The following is a 21,976-nucleotide window of genomic DNA, read 5'->3' on the forward strand; positions in this document are numbered from 1 at the left end:
CCGCAACAGATTAACTTCACATACGTCACCATGCGTTTTACATATACGCATTGGAGAAATAAATGCGGGCCGGACCCCCCTGCTACCCATCACCGAGCCGTTTCAGTGCTGCCGCTCGGCCCGCGACGGAAAAGCGCCTCCGACCGCGGCGGGAACAAAGACCTCTCAGGTCCTCGTTCCCGCTGGTCAGAGGCACTTCGTCCGGATACGACCCCCGCTCAGGCGGCCGGATCCGGCCCGGTCACACGGCCGCTGCGGCCGTGGCGTCGGCCGTGGCCACGGAGGTCAGCTCCCCGTTCTCGTAGCGCCGCTTGCACTCGCGGCGCTGCACCTTGCCGCTGGAGGTCTTCGGCAGCGACCCGCGCCGTACGACCAGGACGTGGTCCGGGGTGATCCGGTGCCGCTCCCGGATGCTGTCGTACACGCGCCGGTGCACGGTGTCGGCGCCCACGGAGTTGAGCAGCCGGCCGTCCGCCTCGACGACCACCACGAGCCGCTCGCGCTCACCGTCCTCGCAGGAGAAGGCGGCGGCGCTGTTCGGGTGCAGACCCGGTACGGAGCGTTCGGCGGACAGCTCGAAGTCCTGCGGGTAGTGGTTGCGGCCCTTGCGGATGATGACGTCTTTCAGACGCCCGGTGACGTACAGCTCGCCCCCGTGCAGGAATCCGAGGTCACCGGTGCGCAGGTGGTCGCCGTCGGGTGCGTCCTCGCCCGCGATGCGGGCCCGGAAGGTCTCCTCGCTCGCCTCGGGGCGACCGAGGTAACCGGCCGCCACACAGGGGCCGTTGATCCAGATCTCGCCGACCCGTCCCTCGGGCAGGGCCCGCAGCGTCGCCGGGTCCACGATCCGGATCCGGGTGCGACCGGTCGTTCCGCCGGTGCTGACCAGGGGTACGGCTCCCTCGGCGCCCTCCCCGAGGGGCTGTACCGTGCCGTCGCGCAGGGCCTCGGAGGACACCCACAGCGCGGAGGGCTCCTGCTCGGGGGAACTGCCGGTGGTCTTGAGGGTGTTCTCGGCCAGGCCGAACCCGGGGCACATGGCGCGCGAGTTGAAGCCGTACGGCGCGAACGCCTCGGTGAACGCGCGGATGGTCGCCCAGCGCACGGGCTCGGCGCCGTTGGCCGCCACCCGCCAGCGGGACAGGTCCCCCACGGCGCCGACCTTGCCCTCCGCGGCGGCCCGCGCGCACAGCTCGTAGGCGAAGCTGGGCGCGGCGGAGTGGGTTCCGCCGAATCTCGCGATGGCCTCCAGCCAGCGGGTGGGGCGGCGGATGAAGGCCTCGGGGGCCATCAGGTACGAGGGGATGCCCGCGCACAGGGGCATGACCACGCCGAACAGCATGCCCATGTCGTGGAAGTGCGGCAGCCAGCTGACCACGGTGCCGTCCGGCTCGCAGGGGCATATCTCGTCGGTCTCGGCCACGTTCGCCAGGAAGTTGGCGTGCGTGACCACGACCCCCTTGGGGTCCCCGGTGGACCCGGAGGTGTACTGGAGCAGCGCCGTGTCCTGCGGACCGGGGGACGGCGGCTCGGGGGCGTCGGCGTCGTAGGCGAGGGTGTCCGTGGCCAGCAGGGTGAGCCCGGCCAGGGCGGTCATGTCACCGAAGTTCTCCCGGAGGTCGCGGGCGACCTCGGCGGTGGTGAGGACGGTGGAGGTGCCGGCGTCGTCGGCGATCCGGCGCAGGCGCTCGACCTCGTCGCGGCGCCGGGGCACCTGCACGGGGGCACTGGCCACCCGCCCGTACATGCAGCCGAGGAGGGTCCGTACGAACTCCAGGCCCGCGGGGTACATCAGCACGGCGCTGCTGCCGGAGAGTCCCGCGGCCGCGAACGCGGCGGCGCGCGGACCGGCCTGGTCGTGCAGTTCGCGGTAGGTCAGCGTCTCCTGGGGCACCTCGCCGTCCCGCAGGAAGACGTAGGCGGTGACGTCGGGTTGTTTCTCGTTGCGTAACCGCAGGGCGTCGGGGAGGGTGCGCACGTCTGCGGTCGAATGGCTTCCGGTAGTGCTCACGGTCAGATCTCCTTGTAGGCCGGTCGTCGTGCACGGAGCCGGGTGGTGGGGGGCGGGCCTGGGCGGCGTGCGGCGTCCGGGGCCGGACGGAAGGCAGCACGGCGCCGCTCGCCTTGCTTGCGGGACGGCACGTCGGTGTACGTCCCGTGCTGATGTGGTCTGGACGATGGCGGGGGGAGCCCCGGCCCCACCCGGGTCGGCTCGTGGAGCGCCCCGCCTAGTTCGGCACCGGAACCGACGTCAACGTCCGTTCCAGCGCCGCGAGTACTTCGCGTGTGGCCTCTGCGGCCGCGGGGACGACGTCGGCCAGGAGGAGGTAGCCGTGCACGAGGCCCGGCGCCGGAACGTGCTCCACGCGGACGCCGCTGGCGGCCATGCGCGCCGCGAGTTCGACGCCCTCGTCGTGCAGCCCGTCGAACTCGGCCGTGCCGATCACCGTCGGCGCCAGGCCGCGGTGGTCGGCGTTGATCAGGTCGATCGCCGGGTCATTGGCGTGTGCCGGATCGGTCACGTACTGCTCGTAGTACCAGCGCAGGTCGTCGAGGTCCGCCAGGTATCCCGACGCGTACTTGTGCAGGGACTCCGAGGTCATGCTCGGGTCGGCGGGCGGATAGACCAGCAGCTGCGCGGCGAAGGTGATGCCGTCGTGGTCGCGGTGGTGCAACGCGATCCCCAGGGCCAGCCCCGCTCCGGCGCTGTCCCCGGCGATCACGTGGTCGCGCCCCGGGAACTGGCCGGCCGCCCATTCGGAGGCGGCGATGCCGTCCTGGAGCGGGCCGGGATAGGGGTGCTCCGGCGCGCGGCGGTAGTCGACGGAGACGACGACCGCTCCGAGGGCGGCGGCGATGCGACGGCACACCCCGTCGTGGGTGTCGACGTCGCCGACCGTCCAGCCCCCGCCGTGCAGGAACGTCACGAGGCGGCCCCGGTCGGTGACCGGGAGGTACGTCCGCACGCGGAAGCGCCCGCCCCGGCCGTCGATCAGCTGGTCCGACACCGCGGCGACCGGTTCCGGCTGGGCGCCGCCGCAGGTGCGCGCCGCACTGTCGGCGTACCTGCGGCGCACTTGTGCCACGGTGAGGGTCCGCGCCGGTGCGGGCCGGTCGGCGGCCTGCCACTGGATCAAGGCGCGGATGAAACGGTCCATGGGCACGGGATTCTCCTCGGATCACACCAGCGAAGGGTTCAGCGGTTCGAACCCGCGAAGCCGGTGGTGCGGGAATCGCGGGCCGCGTGGTCAAGGTCAACGCGTCGACGCGGAAGCTGTGTTGCGAGTTCGCCCTCCTCATGCGGTACGGCGGGAGCCGGCCGCCCGGTGACTGCCCGCACCGGGAAGCGGCAACGTGGCCGCACAGCATGAGGGGGACTCCCCGACCCGGACCCGTCCGGGCTCCGGTGCGCAGAAGGCGCCGTCGCCGGCCGTGGTGGCGCCGGTGTCGGGGTCACTCGTATGGGGCGCCGCGGCGTCGGCCCGGCCGACGTTCGCGCGCATGCCTGCATCCCGCACGATCCAGGCTTCGCGGGCGTCAGCCGGGCGCCCGCCACGGCGGGGGCGTCACCCGGGCCGGAACGCGGGTTCCGGCGTCGGGGTCACGCCGTGACGTCGGCCGGCAGGGCGAAGTCCGTGGTGACCTCGGTCCACTCCGGGACCGACTCGATCTCGACCACGGCAGCGGTCAGCGAGTAACCGCCACCGGTACCGACCAGCAGCAGGAAGTCACCGGGGTTGACCTCCTTCGTCTCCACCAGGCGGGCGACGGCCGCGGTCAGGTCGCCGGCGCCCAGGTGCCCGGTGTAGCGGCCCCAGTTCCACAGCGTGCGCTCGGCCGGGATGCCCAGCGGGTTGAAGAACTGGACCTGCATCATCATGCTGCCCATGTTGGGCAGGAGGACCTTGGCGAAGTCCTCGAGCTTGTGGCCGGTCTTGTCGAGCACCGTACGGACGACGCTGAGCAGCGCGTCCTCGGCGCGCTTGAGCACCGACTCGACTCCGACCTCTTCCAGGTAGGACTTCTTGGGCGTGCGCAGGTTCTCGTCGACGACGACCCCGTACGCGTTGGTGAACGGGTCGGTGCCCCGGTGCAACGGTTCCAGGGAGGCGTCGGTGAGCGATGCGACGGCGTGGATACGGGCGAAGCCACCGGTGGTGGAGAGCACCATCGCCGTGGAGCCGTCACCGAAGACGATGCCGTACGAACCTCGCCAGCGGTCGAAGCCGGGCGGGCAGAAACGGTCCGCGGTGGTGATCAGGGCACTGGTGCCCCGGCCGGCTTCGAGCTGGGCCATGGCCAGGTCGATCGCCGCCATGCCGCCGTTCGACATGCCCTCCACGTTCACCGCGAAGGCGTCGGTGATGCCCAGCTCGCGCTGGATGTAGGGCGCCGAATTCCAGTGGTGGTCACGGCCCTGGTGGTAGATCGAGGCGTGCAATACGAGGTCGACGTGGTCGCCGACCACGTCGGCGGCCCGCTCAAGGGCCTTGCGCCCGGCGATCACACCCATGTCGGGAACGGATATCTCGTCCGTGGCGACCGGCAGGCAGGGGATGTCGTTGACGGTCATTTCGTCGGTGGTGTACTTGCCGGCGGCCACCGCTTCCTTCGCCGATTCCGCGGGCGGAATCCAAGCCGCAGCCGACGCAATGTAGACAGGGGTGCTCATTGTCTAACTTCCTCCGAGTGTGATGCCCGTCGAGTATCGCGGCCGTGGCGACCTGGTCCGGGGCCACCGGTGCGATCACGCTCGGCGATCCGGGCCATCAGATCGCGAACGTTTCATCGGAATAAAGGCCACGCTACAGCGTCGCCCCCGATCATTCGCATATGCGTTTCTCATGACTTGCGATTAATACTGCACAGCCCTGAGAAACCCCCTGGTCGGGCAACGCCCCGGACGTCTTCACGGGGCGGCACCAGGTGGTTCCGGTCGCTAATTGAAGCTTACCGGCGAGTAGTGATCTTTTAAACACCCACAGCCATGCAGGCGCCGTGCGTATGTCACGCGGCGAAGTGAGGAACTCACGCGCGGACCGGTACGGATGACCTACGAGCGGGGAATTTCGGGGGAAAACCCGGTTATCCCCTATTCCCTCATTGCCGGGACCGGCGAGATGTTCCAGAATTCGGCGTGACGCCCGCTGCGCTGGAGCGGTTCGTCGCGGGTGCCTTCGTCGGGGCGGCCGCGGCGGATACGTACGGGGCCGCCGTCGGCGGAGCCGGAGGGGGGCCGGCCGGCTCGGGTGAGGGTGCGGCTTCCCGGCCGCCGCGGCGCCGGCCCAGGACGGAGCGCGCGCAGCGGAGTCGGCCGCCTCCGGTGGCGCTCAGGCGGGGTGGGGCGGTGCGTTCGACGGCGCGTCCGGCGAAGAGGGAGACGGCGGTGGCACGGACGTACGGGCCTGGCCGCGGGCGATGACGCCCCCTCGCCCGCAGGACGTCCGGGAGCCGCGGGCCGTCCACCACCGCCGGGAGCCGGCAGCGGGCAGGACGCTCCCGCCGCGGCGGCAACCACCGCGCTCCGCGTCGGCGCGCGGCCCAACTGCCGTCCGTGGCACGGCTGATCGCCTGCGGCGGCTCCACCGTGAACAACAGCCCCACGCGCATGCCGACCGCACCCCTCCGTTTGGAAACGCGTGCGAATATTACCCTACCGCGGGCCCGGGCTGACGTGTTCTCAGGTTTTCAGGCCGGGAGGCTCTCCTCGCTGCATGCACGCCAGGAGGCTGACCCATCGTCACCGGTGAGGCGTGGGAGGCGGCAGTAACGAGACGTCGACTGGAAGAAGATGTGCCGTCCACCGGCTGACGCGTAGGTGGTGGGAGGGCGTCGTCGAAGCGACGGCGCGCCCGCCGGCGCCGTCCCCGCACGTCGCGCCGGAGGCTCCGCCTCCGCCCGCTGACGGTCCGCGGAGGTGGCTCTGACCACGCCAATCGCTGGCCAAAAACCGCCCCTTCTGTGCTTCCGGACGCGCTGCACGGCCGGAATGCGGCAGGCTGTTCGTGGGGGTCGACGCGCCGTGAGGAGGAGGGGTGACAACCAGCCGGGCCACCGCTAATGTCTGCTCCGAGTACATCTAACGGGTGACAAGACGGGGGAAACGTGCTCAGTCAATCTTTGACTGGTGGTTTACTCGGAAGATTTGATGTGGCCGCACCAGCCTACGGACGCCGTCGGCCGCGGCGGCGGAACTCGATCGCACCATCACTGCCATGACGACGCTGTAGCCGTCTCTCGCATGCAAGTTGATCTGACGAAGGCCCCTGGCTAATCTGACCTGCGACCGTCCCGGGTTACGACGGTCGACGGCCGGCAGTGCCAGCTCCTCCGGAGGCGCGGGTCGCGGCATTTCACCTGACGTCCAGCACGTCATCGTGCCGTTTCACCCATTCCCGCGCCGCCTTCACGGCATCGAGGCGCGGTGACACGTGCTCATTTTCGCGTTTGCGGGCCCGCATGCCGCGGTCTGCTCATGCGGCACACCTCTTTCTGCTGAATACGTGCTACGGGCCAATCCTTGACGCGATTACCCCTGCTCAGAGGAGAGAAACGTGATGGAAACGGCAGCCGGACTCTTCGCCTCCGATATTTTTACCACGCATGCGCTGTACAGGGAACCCGGCGGTTCGTCTATATCCCTGAATATAGAAATAGTGGATCCTTCACGTGCGACAGATCCGGACTTACCGGGACACAGACCGCGATCCATGACTGTCGGACTCCCCGAGCGGACCTGCCGCCGCCGGCCGGCCGCCCTCACGGCCCGCGCCGTTCGCTCCTGCGAGGTGCAACCAACCGGCACAGCGGTACGTCATGGGGAGTGGATGCCGCGGGACCGCCGGATCAGAAGGTAGCCCTCGCGGTCGGCGGCTCGACCGGGGCCCGTCCGGCGACTGCCCGGCGGTCCGAAGCCTGAGGCGCCACGCGTACCACACCGGACGGCGACGCGATCAACGCCGGAGTCGGTGAGACCACCCGATCCGGGACCCGCCCCATGACGCCCTCGCGGCCGTGACCACACCTCCGACCCCTGGCCACCGGCCCGATCGGCTCCCCCCATTCACCTTTGTGCCGACGGCACGGAAGGGAGATCCAGCTTCAGGATTTCGAACATGAACGGTATTATCGAACGCGTTACGCATTTACGGCCCAATAGGGCGGTCGAGGAACTACCTTGGGGGATCGAGTGGGAATCGATGTATTGGTGTCCGACGACCTGCACCTGTCCCGTTTCGGGCTCACTGCTTTACTTGAGCGGCACGAGGAGATCCGCGTAGTCGGATCAGCGGACAGCAATCTCGACGCGCTGGAGTTCGCCGAGCGGCATAAGCCGGATGTGGTGATCATCAGCTTCGAGGGCGGGGACACCGACGCGATCGCAATCGCCGAGAAGATCGCGAGCCTTCCGGGATGCCGGAGCATGCTGCTCGCCACGGCGTTCACCCGATCCGTCGTGCGTCAGGCTTTCGCCGCCGGCATCGGCGGCATCGTGGAACGGAGCATGCCTCCGCGTCAGTTCTTCGAGGCCATCCACCGGGTGCACCAGGGCGAGCGGGTCTTCGACGCGGAGCTGACCGTCGCCGCGCTGGTCAACGAGGACTGCCCCTTGACGCTGCGGGAGTTCTCCGTGCTGGAGCACGTCTCCCGAGGTGACACCGTCACCGAGATCGCTGCGCGCTTACACCTCTCGCAGGGGACCGTGCGCAACTACCTTTCGTCCATGGTTGCCAAGCTGGGGGCACGCAACCGCATAGACGCACTGAGGATTGCGCGGGATTCGAACTGGGTCTGAGTGCCCGTTCCCCGAATGGGGCTGTGCCGTCGGCTGTCGAGGTGACCTTGTCCTCGTCACGCCGTCCGTGCACAGCCCTTTTTTTGGGTCGGCGCGGCACCACCACCGGACGCAGAGCTAATATTTACCACCAGAACACCGATGGCGCAATGACCAGACTCTGCCGGTGGAATGAGATGCCCATAAGAAAGTGAGTGAATTTCACTTCAGCCGTCCGAATGCTGGACTATCTCACCGTGACGTACGGGGCCACACACCTCCACGGGGAGGCCGCCTGGCCCTGATGATCCCTCAGAGACCTGCTCTGACCAGCGAGGAGTGCAGTAGCCGCACGGTTCGCCTCCTGCGGCCCGAGCCGCTCTTCCCGTACCCCGGGCCCCAGTTGACGCAGGCTTCGCTGAATTGGCCGCCACGTTCCGCTTCGACGAGGACCGGGGCCGTCGATCCATCGGCCCGTGATGCCCCACGGCTCTCTCGCCCTGCCTCGCCAGAACCCACAGCGGCATAACGCCCACTCCCCCAAGTGGAGTTACCGAGGACCGCACCGAGGACGGCCGCGATATCGACGGCCCGCGCGCCGAAAACAACGCCCTCGCCTGAGAGGCGCCGCAGAGCGCGCCCCGTGGCACCCGGAGGCGTCCGAGCCTCGACCCGGGCCGCGGCGAGCCCCCTACAGCACGGCGCAGGGACCCGGCCGGCGCCGTCCTGGGCGCCCCACACCCCGGTGCGGACGCGTATCGGCACTATGATCCTCGCCACGTCGGAGGAGTTCCCGGCCAACTGGCGCATGTTCGCCCGGCCCTTGGTTCCCACCGTCCCGCCGGGCCCTCGACACAGGCCCGTTCCTTCGGTCGTCCCAGCATCGGCAAAGGGCGTCTGCGCAGATCGACGGAGAGGCATCCCTGCGGGGACCGCCCAGCCCTCGAAAGCCGTAGACGGCCTTTATCGGACACCCCGCCCCGTCGCCGCGCGCTCTGTTGTGAGACGCTCCCCCACTTCATTTACTTCCCGTGAAGTCGGCCGAAACAGGCCAATGCGCATCAACGAACTCCTTGTTGACGGTCGGTCACCTCCTGACACCCGGTGATACGATCAACACACTTGCGGAGCGGCTGATGGGCGTACCACGACATCTCCGACCACGGCGGCCGTACGGCAGTGCCCCGGTACGCATGGTCCGCCGGTCCACCCGCATTGACGGAAATCAACAACTGGCCGTCAGCGCCTGAAGAGAGTCTTATGACGCAGTACATACAGAATCCAGTGCTCTGGGCCCTTCTCGTCGCCGTCGTCGGCGCAGTCGCCGTCATTGCTCGCCAGCGCAAGGCGGCGCAGGCATTGCGGCATCAGGTCGAGGAGATCAAGGCCCATTACGCCGAGTTGGAGCACGGCTTCTCGAAATCCGTCGAGATCGAGAAGGAGCATGCCCAGGACGCGACGAAGTCGGTCCTGAAGTCCGCGATGAGGACGCTCCAGGGACTTGCCGCCGAGCAGCAGTCGGTCATCTCCGGATTGCAGAGCAAGTACGGCGAGTCCGTCATTCTCCAGGACCTCCTGGAGATCGACCACACGAACTCTCAGTTCGGACGGCGCGCCCAGTCCATCGCCGTACTGTGCGACGGCTGGCTCGGGCGACAGCGCGATGCCGCGTCGGTTTACGACGTGGTCCGCAGTGCGCAGGGCAGGATCCGTCACTTCCGGCGCGTGGAAATCCTTTCGCAGGTCGACTTCGGCATCACCAGCCGGGCCGTCGAACCGGTGGCACTGGCGCTCGCCGAGCTGCTCGACAACGCCACCAGCTATTCCAGCCCGGACACCGTGGTCGAAATCAACATTCGGACCGTCCCGAAGGGCATTTGCATCGTCGTCGACGACGCCGGCGTCGGCATGAACGACGAGGAGCGGGCCAAGGCCGCGAAGCTCCTGACCACCGAGCGGGTCTCCGGCGTCTCGGGTCTCGGCAGCCCCCCGCAGTTCGGTTTCGCGGTGATCGGCGTGCTCAGCGAGCGCTTCGGCTTCGAGGTGTCCGTGGACTCCGACTCACCGTACGGAGGCGTCCGCGCGGTCCTCCTCCTGCCGCACGAGCTGCTCTCCGCCATGCCGGACAAGAAGGCCCCGGCACCGGTCGTCCCCGCCATGTCGGCGGCGGACCCGGGCGGCCCCGAGTCCGCGGTGACCACCTCCTCGACCGTCGACGGCCTGCCCAAGCGCAGCCGCAAGCGGCCGATGGCCATCGTGCCGGGCAGTGCCTCGGGCATGCCGGCGGCGACGCGCTCCGGTGCGGAGACGGCGGCGATCATGGGGGCCTTCCAGCGGGGGACGCAATCCGGACGGGCCACACGCTCGGACTCGCCGGATCAAACGAGCAGCACACGTGATGCGAGCAGCGAAGGGCATGGGGTCTCGTGAACGACGATCTGTCATGGATGCTTGACAGCGCCTTGGAGATACCCGGGGCGCTGCACGCGGTCCTGGTGTCCGCCGACGGCCTGCTGATGGCCCGGACGAGGGACTTCGGCAAGGACAACGCCGACACCGTCGCCGCCGCCATGAGCGGCGTCCAGTCGCTGAGCCGCTCTCTCGGCTTCTTCATCGACACGGGCGCGCTGCAGTGGCGTCAGACGCTGGTCGAGTTCGACGGCGGCTGGGTCTTCCTCATCTCCGCCGGAGAGGGCGCCTACCTCGGCGTCTCGGCCTCTCCGGACGTCGACATGCAGGACATCACCTTCCGGATGCAGCAGCTCGTCGGTCAGCTCGGCAAGGCCCTGACGACGCCGCCGCGCGAGAACCTCGGCATGCGGTCATGAGCGGCTTCGAGGGCTGGCAGCCGGGTGGCGCTGAATTAGTGCGTCCGTACGTCATCACCAAGGGACGCGGCCTGCCCGACGAGGAGCAGCTGTCCCTGATCACCTTGGTCACCGCGGCGGGCGATCAGCAGCAGCGGCCGACCCGGCTGTCTCCCGAGGAGCAGAGCCTGCTCGACCTGTGCGCCGCCGGCTACCTCTCGGTCGCCGAGATCGCGGGGCACATGCGGCTGCCCATGGGTGTGGTGAAGATCCTCCTCTCCGCCCTCACCGAGGGCGGCTACCTCATCACCCGCCCACCCGTGCAGCGTGCCCCGCTCACGGACAGACGCATCCTCGAGGAGGTACTGAATGGACTCCGCACCAAGTTTGGGTGAACGGGCCTACGTCCGCGCCGGAGCGACCCAGACCGCCGTCAAGATCCTCGTCGTCGGTCACTTCGCCGTCGGCAAGACGACTTTCATCCGTGCGATCTCGGAGATCCCTCCGCTGTCCACGGAGGAGACGATGACCCGCGCCGGCGAGTCCTTCGACGACCTCAAGGGAGTCCGGAGCAAGACCACCACCACGGTGGCCATGGACTTCGGCCGTCTCACCATCAGCGAACGCGTGGTGCTGTACCTGTTCGGGACGCCCGGCCAGCAGCGCTTCGTGCAGATGTGGGAGGACATGGCACGCGGCGCGCTCGGAGCGCTGGTGCTGGTGGACCCCGAGCGGCTGGCGGACTCCTTCGCCGTGATCGACCTGATCGAGCAGTACGGCCTCGACTACGCGATCGCCGTCAACCGCTTCGACGGCACCCCCGACCGGGAGGTACGGGCGCTGCGCGAGGCGCTGGACCTGCTCGACGACACCCCGGTCGTCACTTGCGACGCGCGTGACGAGAAGTCGTCCGCCGACGCGTTGATCACACTCGTTCGCTATCTGCTGCACCGCGCTCACTAGGAACAGACATGGACGCTCAACCCACCGCCCCCGTGCCCCCGCCCGGGTGCCCTGCTCACCATTCCGGCGCCCGGGTTCCGCTGCACGGACCGGGGTTCGCGGCCGATCCGCAGGCCTACTACGCCTACCTGCGCCACTACGGCCCGACCGCGCCCGTGGAGCTCGCTCCGGGGGTGGAGGCGACCCTCGTCACCGATTACTCGACGGCGCTGCAACTCCTGCAGGACTCCGGCTCCTTCCGCAAGGACGCGCGCCGGTGGCGGGACCTGAGCGAAGGCAGGATCAGCCCGGACAACCCGGTCGTGCCGGTCCTGTCGTACCGGCCCAACTGCATGTTCACCGACGGCGCCGAGCACCTGAGGCTCCGTCAGGCGGTGACCGACAGCATGGCCCGCGTCGACTCGCGCCGGCTCAGCCAGAGCACCGAGCAGGTCTCCAACTACCTGATCTCGCAGTTCGGTACCCGCGGTTCGGCCGATCTCCTCGGTGACTACGCCAAGCAGTTGCCGCTGTTCGTCTTCAACGAACTCTTCGGCTGCCCCGCCGACATCGGCGACCGGGTGCTGTTCGGCATCAACGGCATGTTCGACGGCATCAACGCCGACCGCGCCATCGAGGTGCTGTTCGGAGCCGTCGGCGAACTGGTGGCGCTCAAGCGGGCCCGGCCGGGCGAGGACGTCACCTCATGGCTGATGCAGCACCAGGCGAAGCTGAGCGACGAGGAGATGGTCCACCAGCTCGCCCTGCTGCTGGTGGCGGGCAACGAGCCGCTGCGCAACCTGATCGGCAACACCCTGCACCGGCTGCTCACCCACGACGCGTACGCCCACAAGGGCGGGCTGATCGACGAGGCCATCGACGACACGCTGTGGGAGAACCCGCCCATGCAGAACCTGGCGCCGCACTATCCGGCGTCGGACATGGAGTTCGCCGGGCAGAAGCTCCAGGCGGGCGACCTCGTGCTGGTCAGTTTCGCGGCCGCCAACACCGGGCCGGCGCTGACGGCCGCGCGTCAGGCCGGTAGCAACCGCGCGCACCTGGCGTGGAGCGCGGGCCCGCACGCCTGTCCGTCGAAGGAGCCCGCCCGGCAGATCACCGTGACCGCGGTCGAGAACCTGCTCAACCGGCTCCCCGACGTCGAACTTGCCGTGCCGGAGGACAGCCTCGTGTGGCGTCCGGGCCCCTTCAACCGGGGCCTCGCCACCCTGCCCGCCCGGTTCACGCCGGCCGAGGCGGTACGCCGGACGGTCCCGCAGGCCGGGCCCGAGGCGCCCGCCCGGCCCGAGGCCGGCAAGGCGAACGGCAAGCGCGATCGGATGTGGAGTCAGTTCCTCAACTGGCTGACGACGTGATCCACTTAACTCCCTGGGGTTCCGCTTTCACGGCATGAACGTTTCGCCCGTGGGGTAGTGAGGAACGCGTTGTTCACTCCTACTCATGAGGCAAAGGAGGTGTCGTGGACCAGATATCCGACGACGCCGCTGTCATACAGCACCCCACCGAGCTGGGACCCCTCGATACCCGCCCCTCCAGGCGGGTATCTTCTTGGGCGCTCCGGTCCGCGGCGAGGGTTCCGGTGGCCGCCTCACCACTCGACGGACCGAGACCGCCCGGTGTGGAGACACTGGGCGGTCATGCGGCGAGACAGGTGCTACGGCTGTGCGAGTCCGCGGGTCTGAGCGGGGCCGATTCCGCGGAGTACGCGCGCACGCTGCTCACGGTGCTGGGTCCCGTCGCCGAGCGCTCACTCGATCTGCCGCCCGACGACAGCTCGTTCCTCTCCGACGATCACACGCCGGTCGAGTTCTCGCTCGCCTTCGTGCCGGACGGGGAGCCGACGCTGCGCGTGCTGCTGGAGCCGGGGTACGGCGCCGGCAGCCTGGCCGAGAACGGGCGCACCGGGCTGCGGGCCGTCCGCGAGATGGCGCAGCGGTGGGGATTCGACACCAAGCGGCTGGACGAGCTGGAGGACCTGTTCTTCCCGCCGTCCCCTCAGGGGCCGTTGGCGCTCTGGTGCGCACTGGAGCTGGTCCCCGGCGGAGTACCCAAGGTCAAGGTCTATCTGAACCCGGCGGCGTCCGGGCAGGAACGTTCCGCCGACACGGTGCGCGAGGCCCTGCGACGGCTCGGCCACCGGCAGGCCTTCGCGGCGCTGCCCGAGGGCGACCGCCACCTCTTCTTCGCGTTGGACCTGGGCCACTGGGACGAGCCCCGGGTGAAGGTCTACCTCGCGCACCACGACCTGTCGGCGGCCGAGGCGGTCGGCCTGTCCCGCCTGGAGGGCGGCCCGGGCCCGGGCGAGGTCGCGAGCTTCTTCCGCATGGCGGCCGGCCACGGCACCGAGGCCGACGCCGACGACACCGACACCGACGCGGCGTACGGGGCCCAGGGCCCCGGGCTCGTCCGTCGGCCCTTCCAGTCCTGCCACGCCTTCACCGAGACGGCGACCGGCCGGCCGAGCGGCTTCACGCTCTACATCCCGGTCCGCGACTACGCGCGGGACGACGGTGAGGCGCTCGACCGGGCGGTGGCCGTGCTCGGCCGGCACGGCATGGACGCCGCCCCGCTCGTGCGGTCGCTGTCCGCCGTCACCGCCCGGCCCCTGCGGGACGGTGTGGGGCTCATCGCCTATCTGGGGCTCGCCCACCAGCAGGGCCGGCCGCCGCGGGTGACCGCCTACATCTCCTCGGAGGCGTACGAGGTCAGGCCCCCGGCCGCGGCGGCGGCCCCGCTCACCGCAGCCGTCCTCTGACGCTCCCCGTAGGCGAGCGAAGCTCCCGGAGGTCCCCCACCAGGAGCTTCGCCCACCCGCCCGCGGATCCGGCCCTCCCTACGCGTCCTGCAACTCCCGCAGCTCGCGCAGGTAGGAGCCGACGTCCACCTGGATGGAAGCGCCCTGGGTCCGCCCGTAGCGCTCCTCGATGCGGCTCAGGTAGCCGCTGATCTCCTCGCGCATCGCGTCCGCCGACGGCAGGGTGATGTCCCCGCCGACGATCTGCGCCACCCACTGCGACTGGGCTTCCACGAGCCGCGTGATCGAGCCGTGCGGGCGGATGAGGCCGACGAAGTACAGGCCGGGCCGGTCGGGCGCGACGACGCGCTTGTACAGCTCGACCGCCTCCTGCCGCGGGCCCGCCGGGCAGTCTGCGGGCAGGAACGGGAAGGCCATGCGGAATCCCGTGCAGTAGACGATGGCGTCCGCCTCCACCTCGGTGCCGTCGGTGAAGCACACCCGGCTGCCGTCCAGGGAGTCGATCGCGGGCCTCGGGAGCACGGCGCCGTGCCGGATCCGGCTGAGGATCTCGTCCGAGATGGTCACGGCCGAGGAGAAGACCGGGTGGTCGGGCTCGGGCAGGCCGTAGTCCGACAGCCGTCCCCGCGCCACGAGCAGCGCCTGCTCGACGAAGCTCCGCTGCTCGGGGAAGGACATCTCGCTCCACCACGGCGCATCGGCGATCAGGTCCACGGACATGCCGAAGAGCTGCTTGGGCACGATGTGCAGCCCGCGGCGGACGGACAGTACGGTCTGCGCGGCGTGCCGGGAGAGGTCCGCGGCGATGTCCACGCCCGAGGCCCCCATGCCCACGACGACGACCCGCTGCCCCGCGAAGTCACTGCCGTCGCGGTAGTCCATCGAATGGAGAATCGTTCCTGCGAAGGAATCGGAGCCCGGCGGCAGCGGATTGGGCAGTACCGCCTCGGTGTTGTGGCCGGAGGCCACGATCACGTGCCCGAAGCGCCGTTCCCTCAGCTCTCCTTGCGCGGTGCGACTCGTGACCGTCCAGGCGCCGTCGTCGTCCTGTGTCACGGAGAGCACTTCGGTACGCAGCTCGATACGGGGCAGCAGGCCCGCCCACTCGGCGAACGCCCGCAGATAGGCGGCGACATCGGCGTGCCGGGGGTACAGGGGCAGCTCGGACGGCATCGGGAAGTCGGCGTACCCCGTGAGCTGTTTGGCACTGTTCAGATGCAGCGACAGATAGGCCGGGCCCCGCTCCCCCGCCCCCGGCTGGCGCCAGATCCCGCCGACGTCCGGCGCCTTCTCCAGGCAGACGAAGTCGATCCCCCTGGCCGCCAGGGCGTGCGCGCTCGCCAGCCCCGCCAGCCCCGCACCGATGACGCACACGGTCGCAGCGGCCGGAACGCCGCCCGTACCCGACCCGCCCAAGGATCCCTCCACAGCACACCATCCGTCCTCGTACCGGGCGTTGGCTTCCCCGCTGGCCCTCGCTCCGCACCGGCGGAGCACACAGCAGCGCAGGGACTGCCGCGACGGGTGTCGCGACAGCCCCTGCAGGAGCCCGGACGGCTCACGATACCGATCGCGGGCTACTCCCAGTCGTCCCAGGGCGGTTCGGTCTCCTCCGGGTCGAAGGGCGGCTCCTCGGGCGCGTCCGCGAACCCGGCTGCGGCGGCCGGCGCGGCGGCCGGGACGGGCGCGGCGCTCGGCGCGGCCGCGGCCCCGGGGGCGGCCGTGGTGGCCCCGCACTCCGCCAGGGTGTCCAGGACCCCCTGGGCGTACTTGGCGAGCTTGGCCTCGCCGACGCCGCCGACGGTGGCCAGCTCCTCCACCGTGGCGGGGACCCGCGTCGCGATCTCCCGCAGGGTGGCGTCGTGGAAGACGACGTACGCCGGTACGCCCTGCTCGCGGGCCGTCGCGGCCCGCCAGGCGCGCAGGGCCAGGAACACCGGCTCGGCCGCGGCCGGCAGATCGGCCGGCACGCGGGCGGCCTTTCCGGAGCGCCCACCGGAACCCGTCCGGGACGGACCGGCGACCTGCGCCTCCTTGCGCAGCGGGACGCTCCGGCGGCCGCCGAGCACCTCGCCGCTGGCGTCCGTCAGGACGAGCGTCCCGTACTCGCCCTCCACCGCCAGCAGGCCCTGGGCCAGCAGCTGCCGGACGACCCCGCGCCACTCGGCGGTGCTCAGGTCGGCGCCGACGCCGAACACCGAGAGCGCGTCGTGGTCGAACTGGATGACCTTGGCCGTCTTCTTGCCCTGGAGGATGTCGATGATCTGGCCGGCGCCGAACTTCTGGCGCCGCTCCTTGGCCAGTCGCCACACCGTGGAGAGCAGCTTCTGCGCCGCGACCGTCCCGTCCCAGGACTCGGCCGGTGTCAGACACGTGTCGCAGTTGCCGCAGGGCTCGCCCGACTGCCCGAAGTACGCCAGCAGCCGCACCCGGCGGCAGTCGACCGTCTCGCACAGCGCCAGCATGGCGTCCAGGTGCATCCCCAGGGACCGGCGGTGCGCCTCGTCGCCCTCGGAGCCCTCGATGAGCTTGCGCTGCTGGACCACGTCCTGGAGCCCGTAGGCCAGCCAGGCGGTGGCCGGCTCGCCGTCGCGGCCGGCCCGGCCTGTCTCCTGGTAGTACCCCTCGACCGACTTCGGCAGGTCGAGGTGGGCCACGAAGCGCACGTCCGGCTTGTCGATGCCCATGCCGAAGGCGATCGTGGCCACCACCACGACCCCGTCCTCCCGCAGGAAGCGCGCCTGGTTCGCGGCGCGCGTGCGGGCGTCCATCCCGGCGTGGTAGGCCACGGCGTCGACGCCTTGCTCCACCAGGAAGGCCGCGGTCTTCTCCACCGAGGAGCGCGAGAGGCAGTAGACGACTCCGGCGTCCCCGTCGTGCTCGGTCCGGATCAGCTCCAGCAGCTGCTTGAGGGGGTTGTTCTTCGGAGCGATGCGGTACTGGATGTTCGGCCGGTCGAAGCTGGCGACGAAGTGCCGGGCGTCCTCCAGGCCGAGCCGTGCCACGATCTCGGCGTGGGTGGCCTCGGTGGCCGTCGCGGTCAGCGCGATCCGCGGCACCTTGGGCCAGCGCTCGTGCAGCATGGACAGGGCGAGGTAGTCGGGCCGGAAGTCGTGGCCCCACTGGGCGACGCAGTGCGCCTCGTCGATCGCGAAGAGCGCCACCTCGCCCCGGTCGAGCAGCCGCTGCGTGCTCTCGCCGCGCAGCCGCTCGGGAGCCAAGTAGAGCAGGTCCAACTCGCCGGCGAGGAAGGCCTGCTCGACGGCCTGCCGCTCGTACGGGTCCTGCGTGGAGTTCAGGAAACCGGCCCGCACCCCGAGGGCGGTGAGCGCGTTCACCTGGTCCTGCATCAGCGCGATGAGCGGCGAGATCACGACGCCCGTGCCGGGCCTGACCAGCGCCGGGATCTGGTAGCAGAGCGACTTGCCGCCGCCGGTCGGCATCAGGACGAGGGCGTCACCGCCGCCGACGACCTGCTCGATGATCTCCTGCTGCTCACCGCGGTAGGAGCTGTAACCGAAGACGCGGTGCAGCGCCTGGAGAGCGTCGGAGATCTCGGGGGAAGCGTCCGGAAGGGCCATTCACACAGCGTAACGTCATCCACTGACACCCCGGCTCCGTCCGCCGGAACCTGTGGACGGCGGTGCCGCGCGGACGTCACCCGGTGGCGGCCAGTCGCTCCCGCCACCACGCCACCGTCTGCGTGAGCTGCTCGTCGAGCGGCGTGGCCCGCATGCCGAAAGCGGTCTCGTACGCGCTCGAATCGACCACGAAGGGACCGTCGAACTGGTAGCGGATCTCCTTCAGTTCGCGGATCAGCGGGGAGAAGAGCGACGCGACGCCGAGCGCCGCCGAGGGGAGCCTGCGCACGGTGACCGGGCCCGTTCCCGCTGTGGCGGCGAGGCGGTCGACCATCTCCCTGGCGGAGCGCGGGGGCTCCGTCGGGACGTGCCAGGGCCGCCCCCAGGCCTCTTCCCGGCCCGCCACCTCGACCAGGGTCCTGGCCACGTCGGGCAGGTAGGTCCAGCTGTGCGGGGCGTCCGGATCCCCGAGCGTGGAGACCGGCTTGCCGCGCAGCAGCCGCGGCACGACCCGCGCGGCCAGGTGTCCGCCGTCGCCGACCCCGGGGCCGAAGAAGTCGCTGGCCCGCACCTCGACCGCCCTGATGCGGCCCTGCTCGTGCAAGGTCCGCGCCTGCTCCCAGGCGGCGGCGCGCACCCGCCCCTTGGGTCCGGTCGCGGCGAGCGGCAGCTCCTCGGTCATGGGGCGGTCCACCGGCCCGTAGCCGTAGAGGTTCCCGAGCATGACCAGGACGGCTCCGGTCGCCTCGGCCGCGGCGCAGACCGAGGAGGCCAGCGGGGGCCAGTCGCTCGCCCAGCGGGGGTAGGGCGGAGCGGCGCAGTGGTGGATCGCCGCCGCGCCCCGCGCGGCCGCCGTCAGCCGCTCGCCGTCGGTCGCGTCCAGCGCGACGTGCTCGATCCCGGGCTCCGGACTGCGGCCCGTCGGGCCCGTCGTGGTGACGGCCCGGACGCGGTGACCCTGTGCGGCCAGCAGGCGGGCCGTGGCCGCCCCGGCGGGTCCACAACCTATGACGACATGGAGACTCACGTACGCACCCTAACGCGCGGGCGCCACGGCCCGGGGGCCGGATCGATCATGCGCCACGAACCCCGAGAGCGGATCGATCAGGATCGGAGAAGCACCGGCCCGGGGGCCGCGCCTAGCGTGACGGGCATGGACATCGACCTGCACGCGAGCTTCCTCCCGCACACCGACCCCGAGGCCTCCCTGGCCTTCTACCGCGACCTGCTCGGCTTCGAGGTCCGCAAGGACGTCGGCTACGACCGCATGCGCTGGATCACGGTCGGCCCCGCCGGCCGGCCCGGTGTCTCCATCGTCCTGGAGCCGCCGGCCGTCGACCCCGGCCTCACCGACGACGAGCGGCGCACCATCGTCGAGATGATGGCCAAGGGCACCTACGCCCGCATCATCCTGGTCAGCGCCGACCTCGACGGCACCTTCGCACGGCTGCGGTCCGCCGGCGCCGAGGTGGTCCAGGAGCCGACCGACCAGCCGTACGGCATCCGCGACTGCGCCGTGCGCGACCCCGCGGGCAACCTGATCCGCATCAACGAGACCGCCGCCGAGACGGGCGCCGACGGGGTCCGCTGAGCCCGGCGGATCACCGAACGCCGATGGATACTGCTCGAAGCCGATGGGACCGGGCCGGGCGACGCCCCAGGGGATGGAGTACACGATGAGCATGGCCAGGAAGACGAACACGGGGTCGCCCGCGCCGCACGCCACCGACCGTCACGATGTGATCCGCGTGCACGGCGCGCGGGAGAACAACCTGAAGGACGTCAGCATCGAGATCCCGAAGCGCCGGCTGACGGTGTTCACCGGGGTCTCCGGCTCGGGCAAGAGCTCGCTGGTGTTCGACACGATCGCCGCGGAGTCCCAGCGGCTCATCAACGAGACGTACAGCGCCTTCGTCCAGGGCTTCATGCCGACCCTGGCCCGTCCCGAGGTGGACGTCCTGGAGGGGCTGACGACCGCGATCAGCGTCGACCAGCAGCGGATGGGGGCCGACCCCCGCTCCACGGTCGGCACGGTCACCGACGCGAACGCGATGCTGCGCATCCTCTTCAGCCGGCTCGGCACGCCGCACATCGGGCCGCCCAGCGCATACGCCTTCAACGTCCCCTCGGTCCGGGCGAGCGGCGCCATCACGGTGGAGCGCGGGGCCAGGAAGGCCGTCAAGGCGACCTTCGAGCGCACCGGCGGGATGTGCCCGCGCTGCGAGGGCCGGGGCACGGTCACCGACATCGACCTCACCCAGCTCTACGACGCCTCCAAGTCGATCGCCGAGGGCGCCTTCACCATCCCCGGCTGGAAGTCGGACAGCTTCTGGACCGTGCAGGTGTACGCCGAGTCGGGCTTCCTCGACCCCGACAAGCCCATCGCCCGGTTCACGAAGAGGGAGATGCAGGACTTCCTGTACCGGGAGCCGACCAAGGTCAAGGTCAACGGCGTCAACCTCACCTACGAGGGCCTGATCCCCAAGCTGCAGAAGTCGATGCTGTCCAAGGACAAGGAGGCCATGCAGCCGCACATCCGGGCGTTCGTGGAGCGGGCGGTCACCTTCACCGGCTGTCCGGAGTGCGGGGGGACCCGGCTGAGCGAGGGGGCCCGGGCGTCGAAGATCGGCCGGATCAGCATCGCGGACGCCTGCGCGATGCAGATCAGCGACCTCGCCGCATGGGTACGGGGACTGGAGGAGCCCTCGGTGGCGCCGCTGCTCACCGCGCTGCGGCACACGCTGGAGTCGTTCGTGGAGATCGGGCTCGGCTACCTGTCACTGGAGCGGCCGGCGGGCACCCTGTCCGGCGGCGAGGCCCAGCGCGTGAAGATGATCCGCCACCTCGGCTCCGCGCTCACCGACGTCACGTACGTCTTCGACGAGCCGACCATCGGGCTGCACCCCCATGACATCGAGCGGATGAACAGCCTGCTGCTGCGGCTGCGGGACAAGGGCAACACGGTGCTCGTCGTGGAGCACAAACCGGAGGCGATCGCGATCGCCGACCACGTCGTCGACCTCGGCCCCGGCGCCGGTACGGGCGGCGGCACCGTGTGCTTCGAGGGCACCGTGGAGGGGCTGCGGGCCAGCGGTACCGTCACCGGCCGCCATCTCGACGACCGGGTCCGCGTCAAGGAGTCCGTACGCGAGCCCATCGGTGCCCTGGAGATCCGCGGGGCGACGACGAACAACCTGCGCGACGTCGACGTCGACATCCCCCTCGGGGTCCTGGTCGTCGTCACGGGCGTTGCGGGCTCCGGCAAGAGCTCGCTCGTGCACGGGTCGCTGCCCCACCGTTCGGGGGCCGCCGGCGAGGAGGTCGTCTCGATCGACCAGAGCCCGATCCGCGGTTCGCGGCGCAGCAACCCGGCGACCTACACCGGGCTGCTCGACCCGATCCGCAAGGCATTCGCGAAGGCCAACGGCGTCAAGCCGGCGCTGTTCAGCGCCAATTCCGAGGGTGCCTGTCCCACGTGCAACGGCGCCGGCGTCATCTACACCGACCTGGCGATGATGGCCGGCGTGGCCACCACCTGCGAGGACTGCGAGGGCAAGCGGTTCCTGGCGTCGGTGCTGGACCACCACCTCGGCGGGCGGGACATCAGCGAGGTGCTGGCGATGTCGGTGACCGAGGCCGAGGAGTTCTTCGGCGCGGGCGAGGCCCGCACGCCGGCCGCGCACCGGATCCTGGAGCGGCTCGCCGACGTAGGCCTCGGCTACCTCACCCTCGGCCAGCCGCTGACCACGCTGTCCGGCGGCGAGCGGCAGCGGCTCAAGCTGGCCGGTCACATGTCCGAGAAGGGCGGCGTCTACGTCCTCGACGAGCCGACCACCGGTCTTCACCTCGCGGACGTCGAGCACCTGCTCGGCCTGCTCGACCGGCTCGTCGACTCCGGCAAGTCGGTGATCGTCATCGAGCACCACCAGGCGGTCATGGCGCACGCCGACTGGATCATCGACCTCGGCCCGGGCGCCGGTCACGACGGCGGCCGGATCGTCTACGAGGGCACTCCCGCCGACCTCGTCGCCGCCCGCTCGACCCTCACCGGGGAGCACCTCGCCGCCTACGTCACCCAGGGCCCCTGAGCGCGGACGCG

The 21,976-nt window shown here is 70.3% G+C and carries 15 protein-coding genes; 9 read left to right on the plus strand and 6 right to left on the minus strand.

What is annotated here, in order from left to right; translation table 11 throughout:
- Nucleotides 1-241 precede the first annotated feature (241 nt).
- The 3 genes from ACF059_RS07235 to ACF059_RS07245 form a co-directional block, all read right to left on the minus strand.
- Entirely contained in the window at nt 242-2,011 is a 1,770-nt protein-coding gene (locus ACF059_RS07235; protein ID WP_392052564.1) for a fatty acyl-AMP ligase, read from the minus strand.
- A 217-nt stretch (nt 2,012-2,228) separates the two neighbouring features.
- Nucleotides 2,229-3,158, minus strand: a complete 930-nt coding sequence (locus ACF059_RS07240) for an alpha/beta hydrolase (protein WP_392053123.1) — start codon at nt 3,156-3,158, stop codon at nt 2,229-2,231.
- 443 nt (nt 3,159-3,601) lie between these two features.
- Entirely contained in the window at nt 3,602-4,672 is a 1,071-nt protein-coding gene (locus ACF059_RS07245) for a ketoacyl-ACP synthase III family protein (RefSeq protein ID WP_392052567.1), read from the minus strand.
- A gap of 2,535 nt (nt 4,673-7,207) precedes the next feature.
- Between ACF059_RS07245 and ACF059_RS07250 the strand changes: the two genes are divergently transcribed.
- From ACF059_RS07250 to ACF059_RS07280, 7 genes are all read left to right on the plus strand, one after another.
- Nucleotides 7,208-7,795, plus strand: a complete 588-nt coding sequence (locus tag ACF059_RS07250) for a response regulator transcription factor (RefSeq protein ID WP_360895954.1) — start codon at nt 7,208-7,210, stop codon at nt 7,793-7,795.
- 1,239 nt (nt 7,796-9,034) lie between these two features.
- Nucleotides 9,035-10,204, plus strand: coding sequence for an ATP-binding protein (locus tag ACF059_RS07255; RefSeq protein WP_366867429.1), 1,170 nt, complete (start codon nt 9,035-9,037; stop codon nt 10,202-10,204).
- A complete protein-coding gene (locus tag ACF059_RS07260) occupies nt 10,201-10,602 on the plus strand; it encodes a roadblock/LC7 domain-containing protein (protein WP_360895957.1) in 402 nt (133 codons plus the stop codon). The genes ACF059_RS07255 and ACF059_RS07260 overlap by 4 nt, the downstream gene beginning before the upstream one ends.
- Nucleotides 10,599-10,976, plus strand: a complete 378-nt coding sequence (locus ACF059_RS07265) for a DUF742 domain-containing protein (protein WP_392052571.1) — start codon at nt 10,599-10,601, stop codon at nt 10,974-10,976. Before ACF059_RS07260 ends, ACF059_RS07265 begins: the two co-directional genes overlap by 4 nt.
- Nucleotides 10,951-11,544, plus strand: a complete 594-nt coding sequence (locus ACF059_RS07270; RefSeq protein ID WP_360895963.1) for an ATP/GTP-binding protein — start codon at nt 10,951-10,953, stop codon at nt 11,542-11,544. The genes ACF059_RS07265 and ACF059_RS07270 overlap by 26 nt, the downstream gene beginning before the upstream one ends.
- Nucleotides 11,545-11,552: 8 nt before the next feature.
- Nucleotides 11,553-12,896 carry a cytochrome P450 gene (locus ACF059_RS07275; RefSeq protein WP_392052574.1) on the plus strand — a complete coding sequence of 448 codons (1,344 nt, stop codon included), beginning with the start codon at nt 11,553-11,555 and terminating at the stop codon, nt 12,894-12,896.
- 263 nt (nt 12,897-13,159) lie between these two features.
- Entirely contained in the window at nt 13,160-14,296 is a 1,137-nt protein-coding gene (locus ACF059_RS07280) for a tryptophan dimethylallyltransferase family protein (protein WP_392052576.1), read from the plus strand.
- Nucleotides 14,297-14,374: 78 nt separating this feature from the next.
- On the opposite strand, the gene ACF059_RS07285 is transcribed toward ACF059_RS07280, so the two are convergent.
- The 3 genes from ACF059_RS07285 to ACF059_RS07295 form a co-directional block, all read right to left on the minus strand.
- Nucleotides 14,375-15,724 (minus strand): flavin-containing monooxygenase, encoded by a 1,350-nt coding sequence (locus ACF059_RS07285; RefSeq protein WP_392052579.1) that lies wholly within the window; start codon nt 15,722-15,724, stop codon nt 14,375-14,377.
- A gap of 149 nt (nt 15,725-15,873) precedes the next feature.
- Nucleotides 15,874-17,877 carry a DNA helicase RecQ gene (recQ, locus tag ACF059_RS07290; RefSeq protein ID WP_392052582.1) on the minus strand — a complete coding sequence of 668 codons (2,004 nt, stop codon included), beginning with the start codon at nt 17,875-17,877 and terminating at the stop codon, nt 15,874-15,876.
- Nucleotides 17,878-17,953: 76 nt separating this feature from the next.
- Entirely contained in the window at nt 17,954-18,904 is a 951-nt protein-coding gene (locus ACF059_RS07295) for an NAD-dependent epimerase/dehydratase family protein (RefSeq protein WP_392052585.1), read from the minus strand.
- Between the two features lie 126 nt (nt 18,905-19,030).
- Here ACF059_RS07295 and ACF059_RS07300 point away from each other — a divergent pair, with 126 nt between their 5' ends.
- Together ACF059_RS07300 and ACF059_RS07305 are read left to right on the plus strand one after the other, a co-directional pair.
- On the plus strand, nt 19,031-19,468 hold the full coding sequence (locus ACF059_RS07300; protein ID WP_392052587.1) for a VOC family protein: 438 nt from the start codon (nt 19,031-19,033) through the stop codon (nt 19,466-19,468).
- 85 nt (nt 19,469-19,553) lie between these two features.
- The gene (locus tag ACF059_RS07305; protein WP_392052590.1) at nt 19,554-21,965 is read left to right on the plus strand and encodes an ATP-binding cassette domain-containing protein; all 2,412 of its coding nucleotides are present in this window, start codon (nt 19,554-19,556) and stop codon (nt 21,963-21,965) included.
- Nucleotides 21,966-21,976: the final 11 nt, after the last annotated feature.

The sequence above is a fragment of the Streptomyces sp. NPDC016562 genome, assembly GCF_043076955.1.
GTDB lineage: Bacteria > Actinomycetota > Actinomycetes > Streptomycetales > Streptomycetaceae > Streptomyces.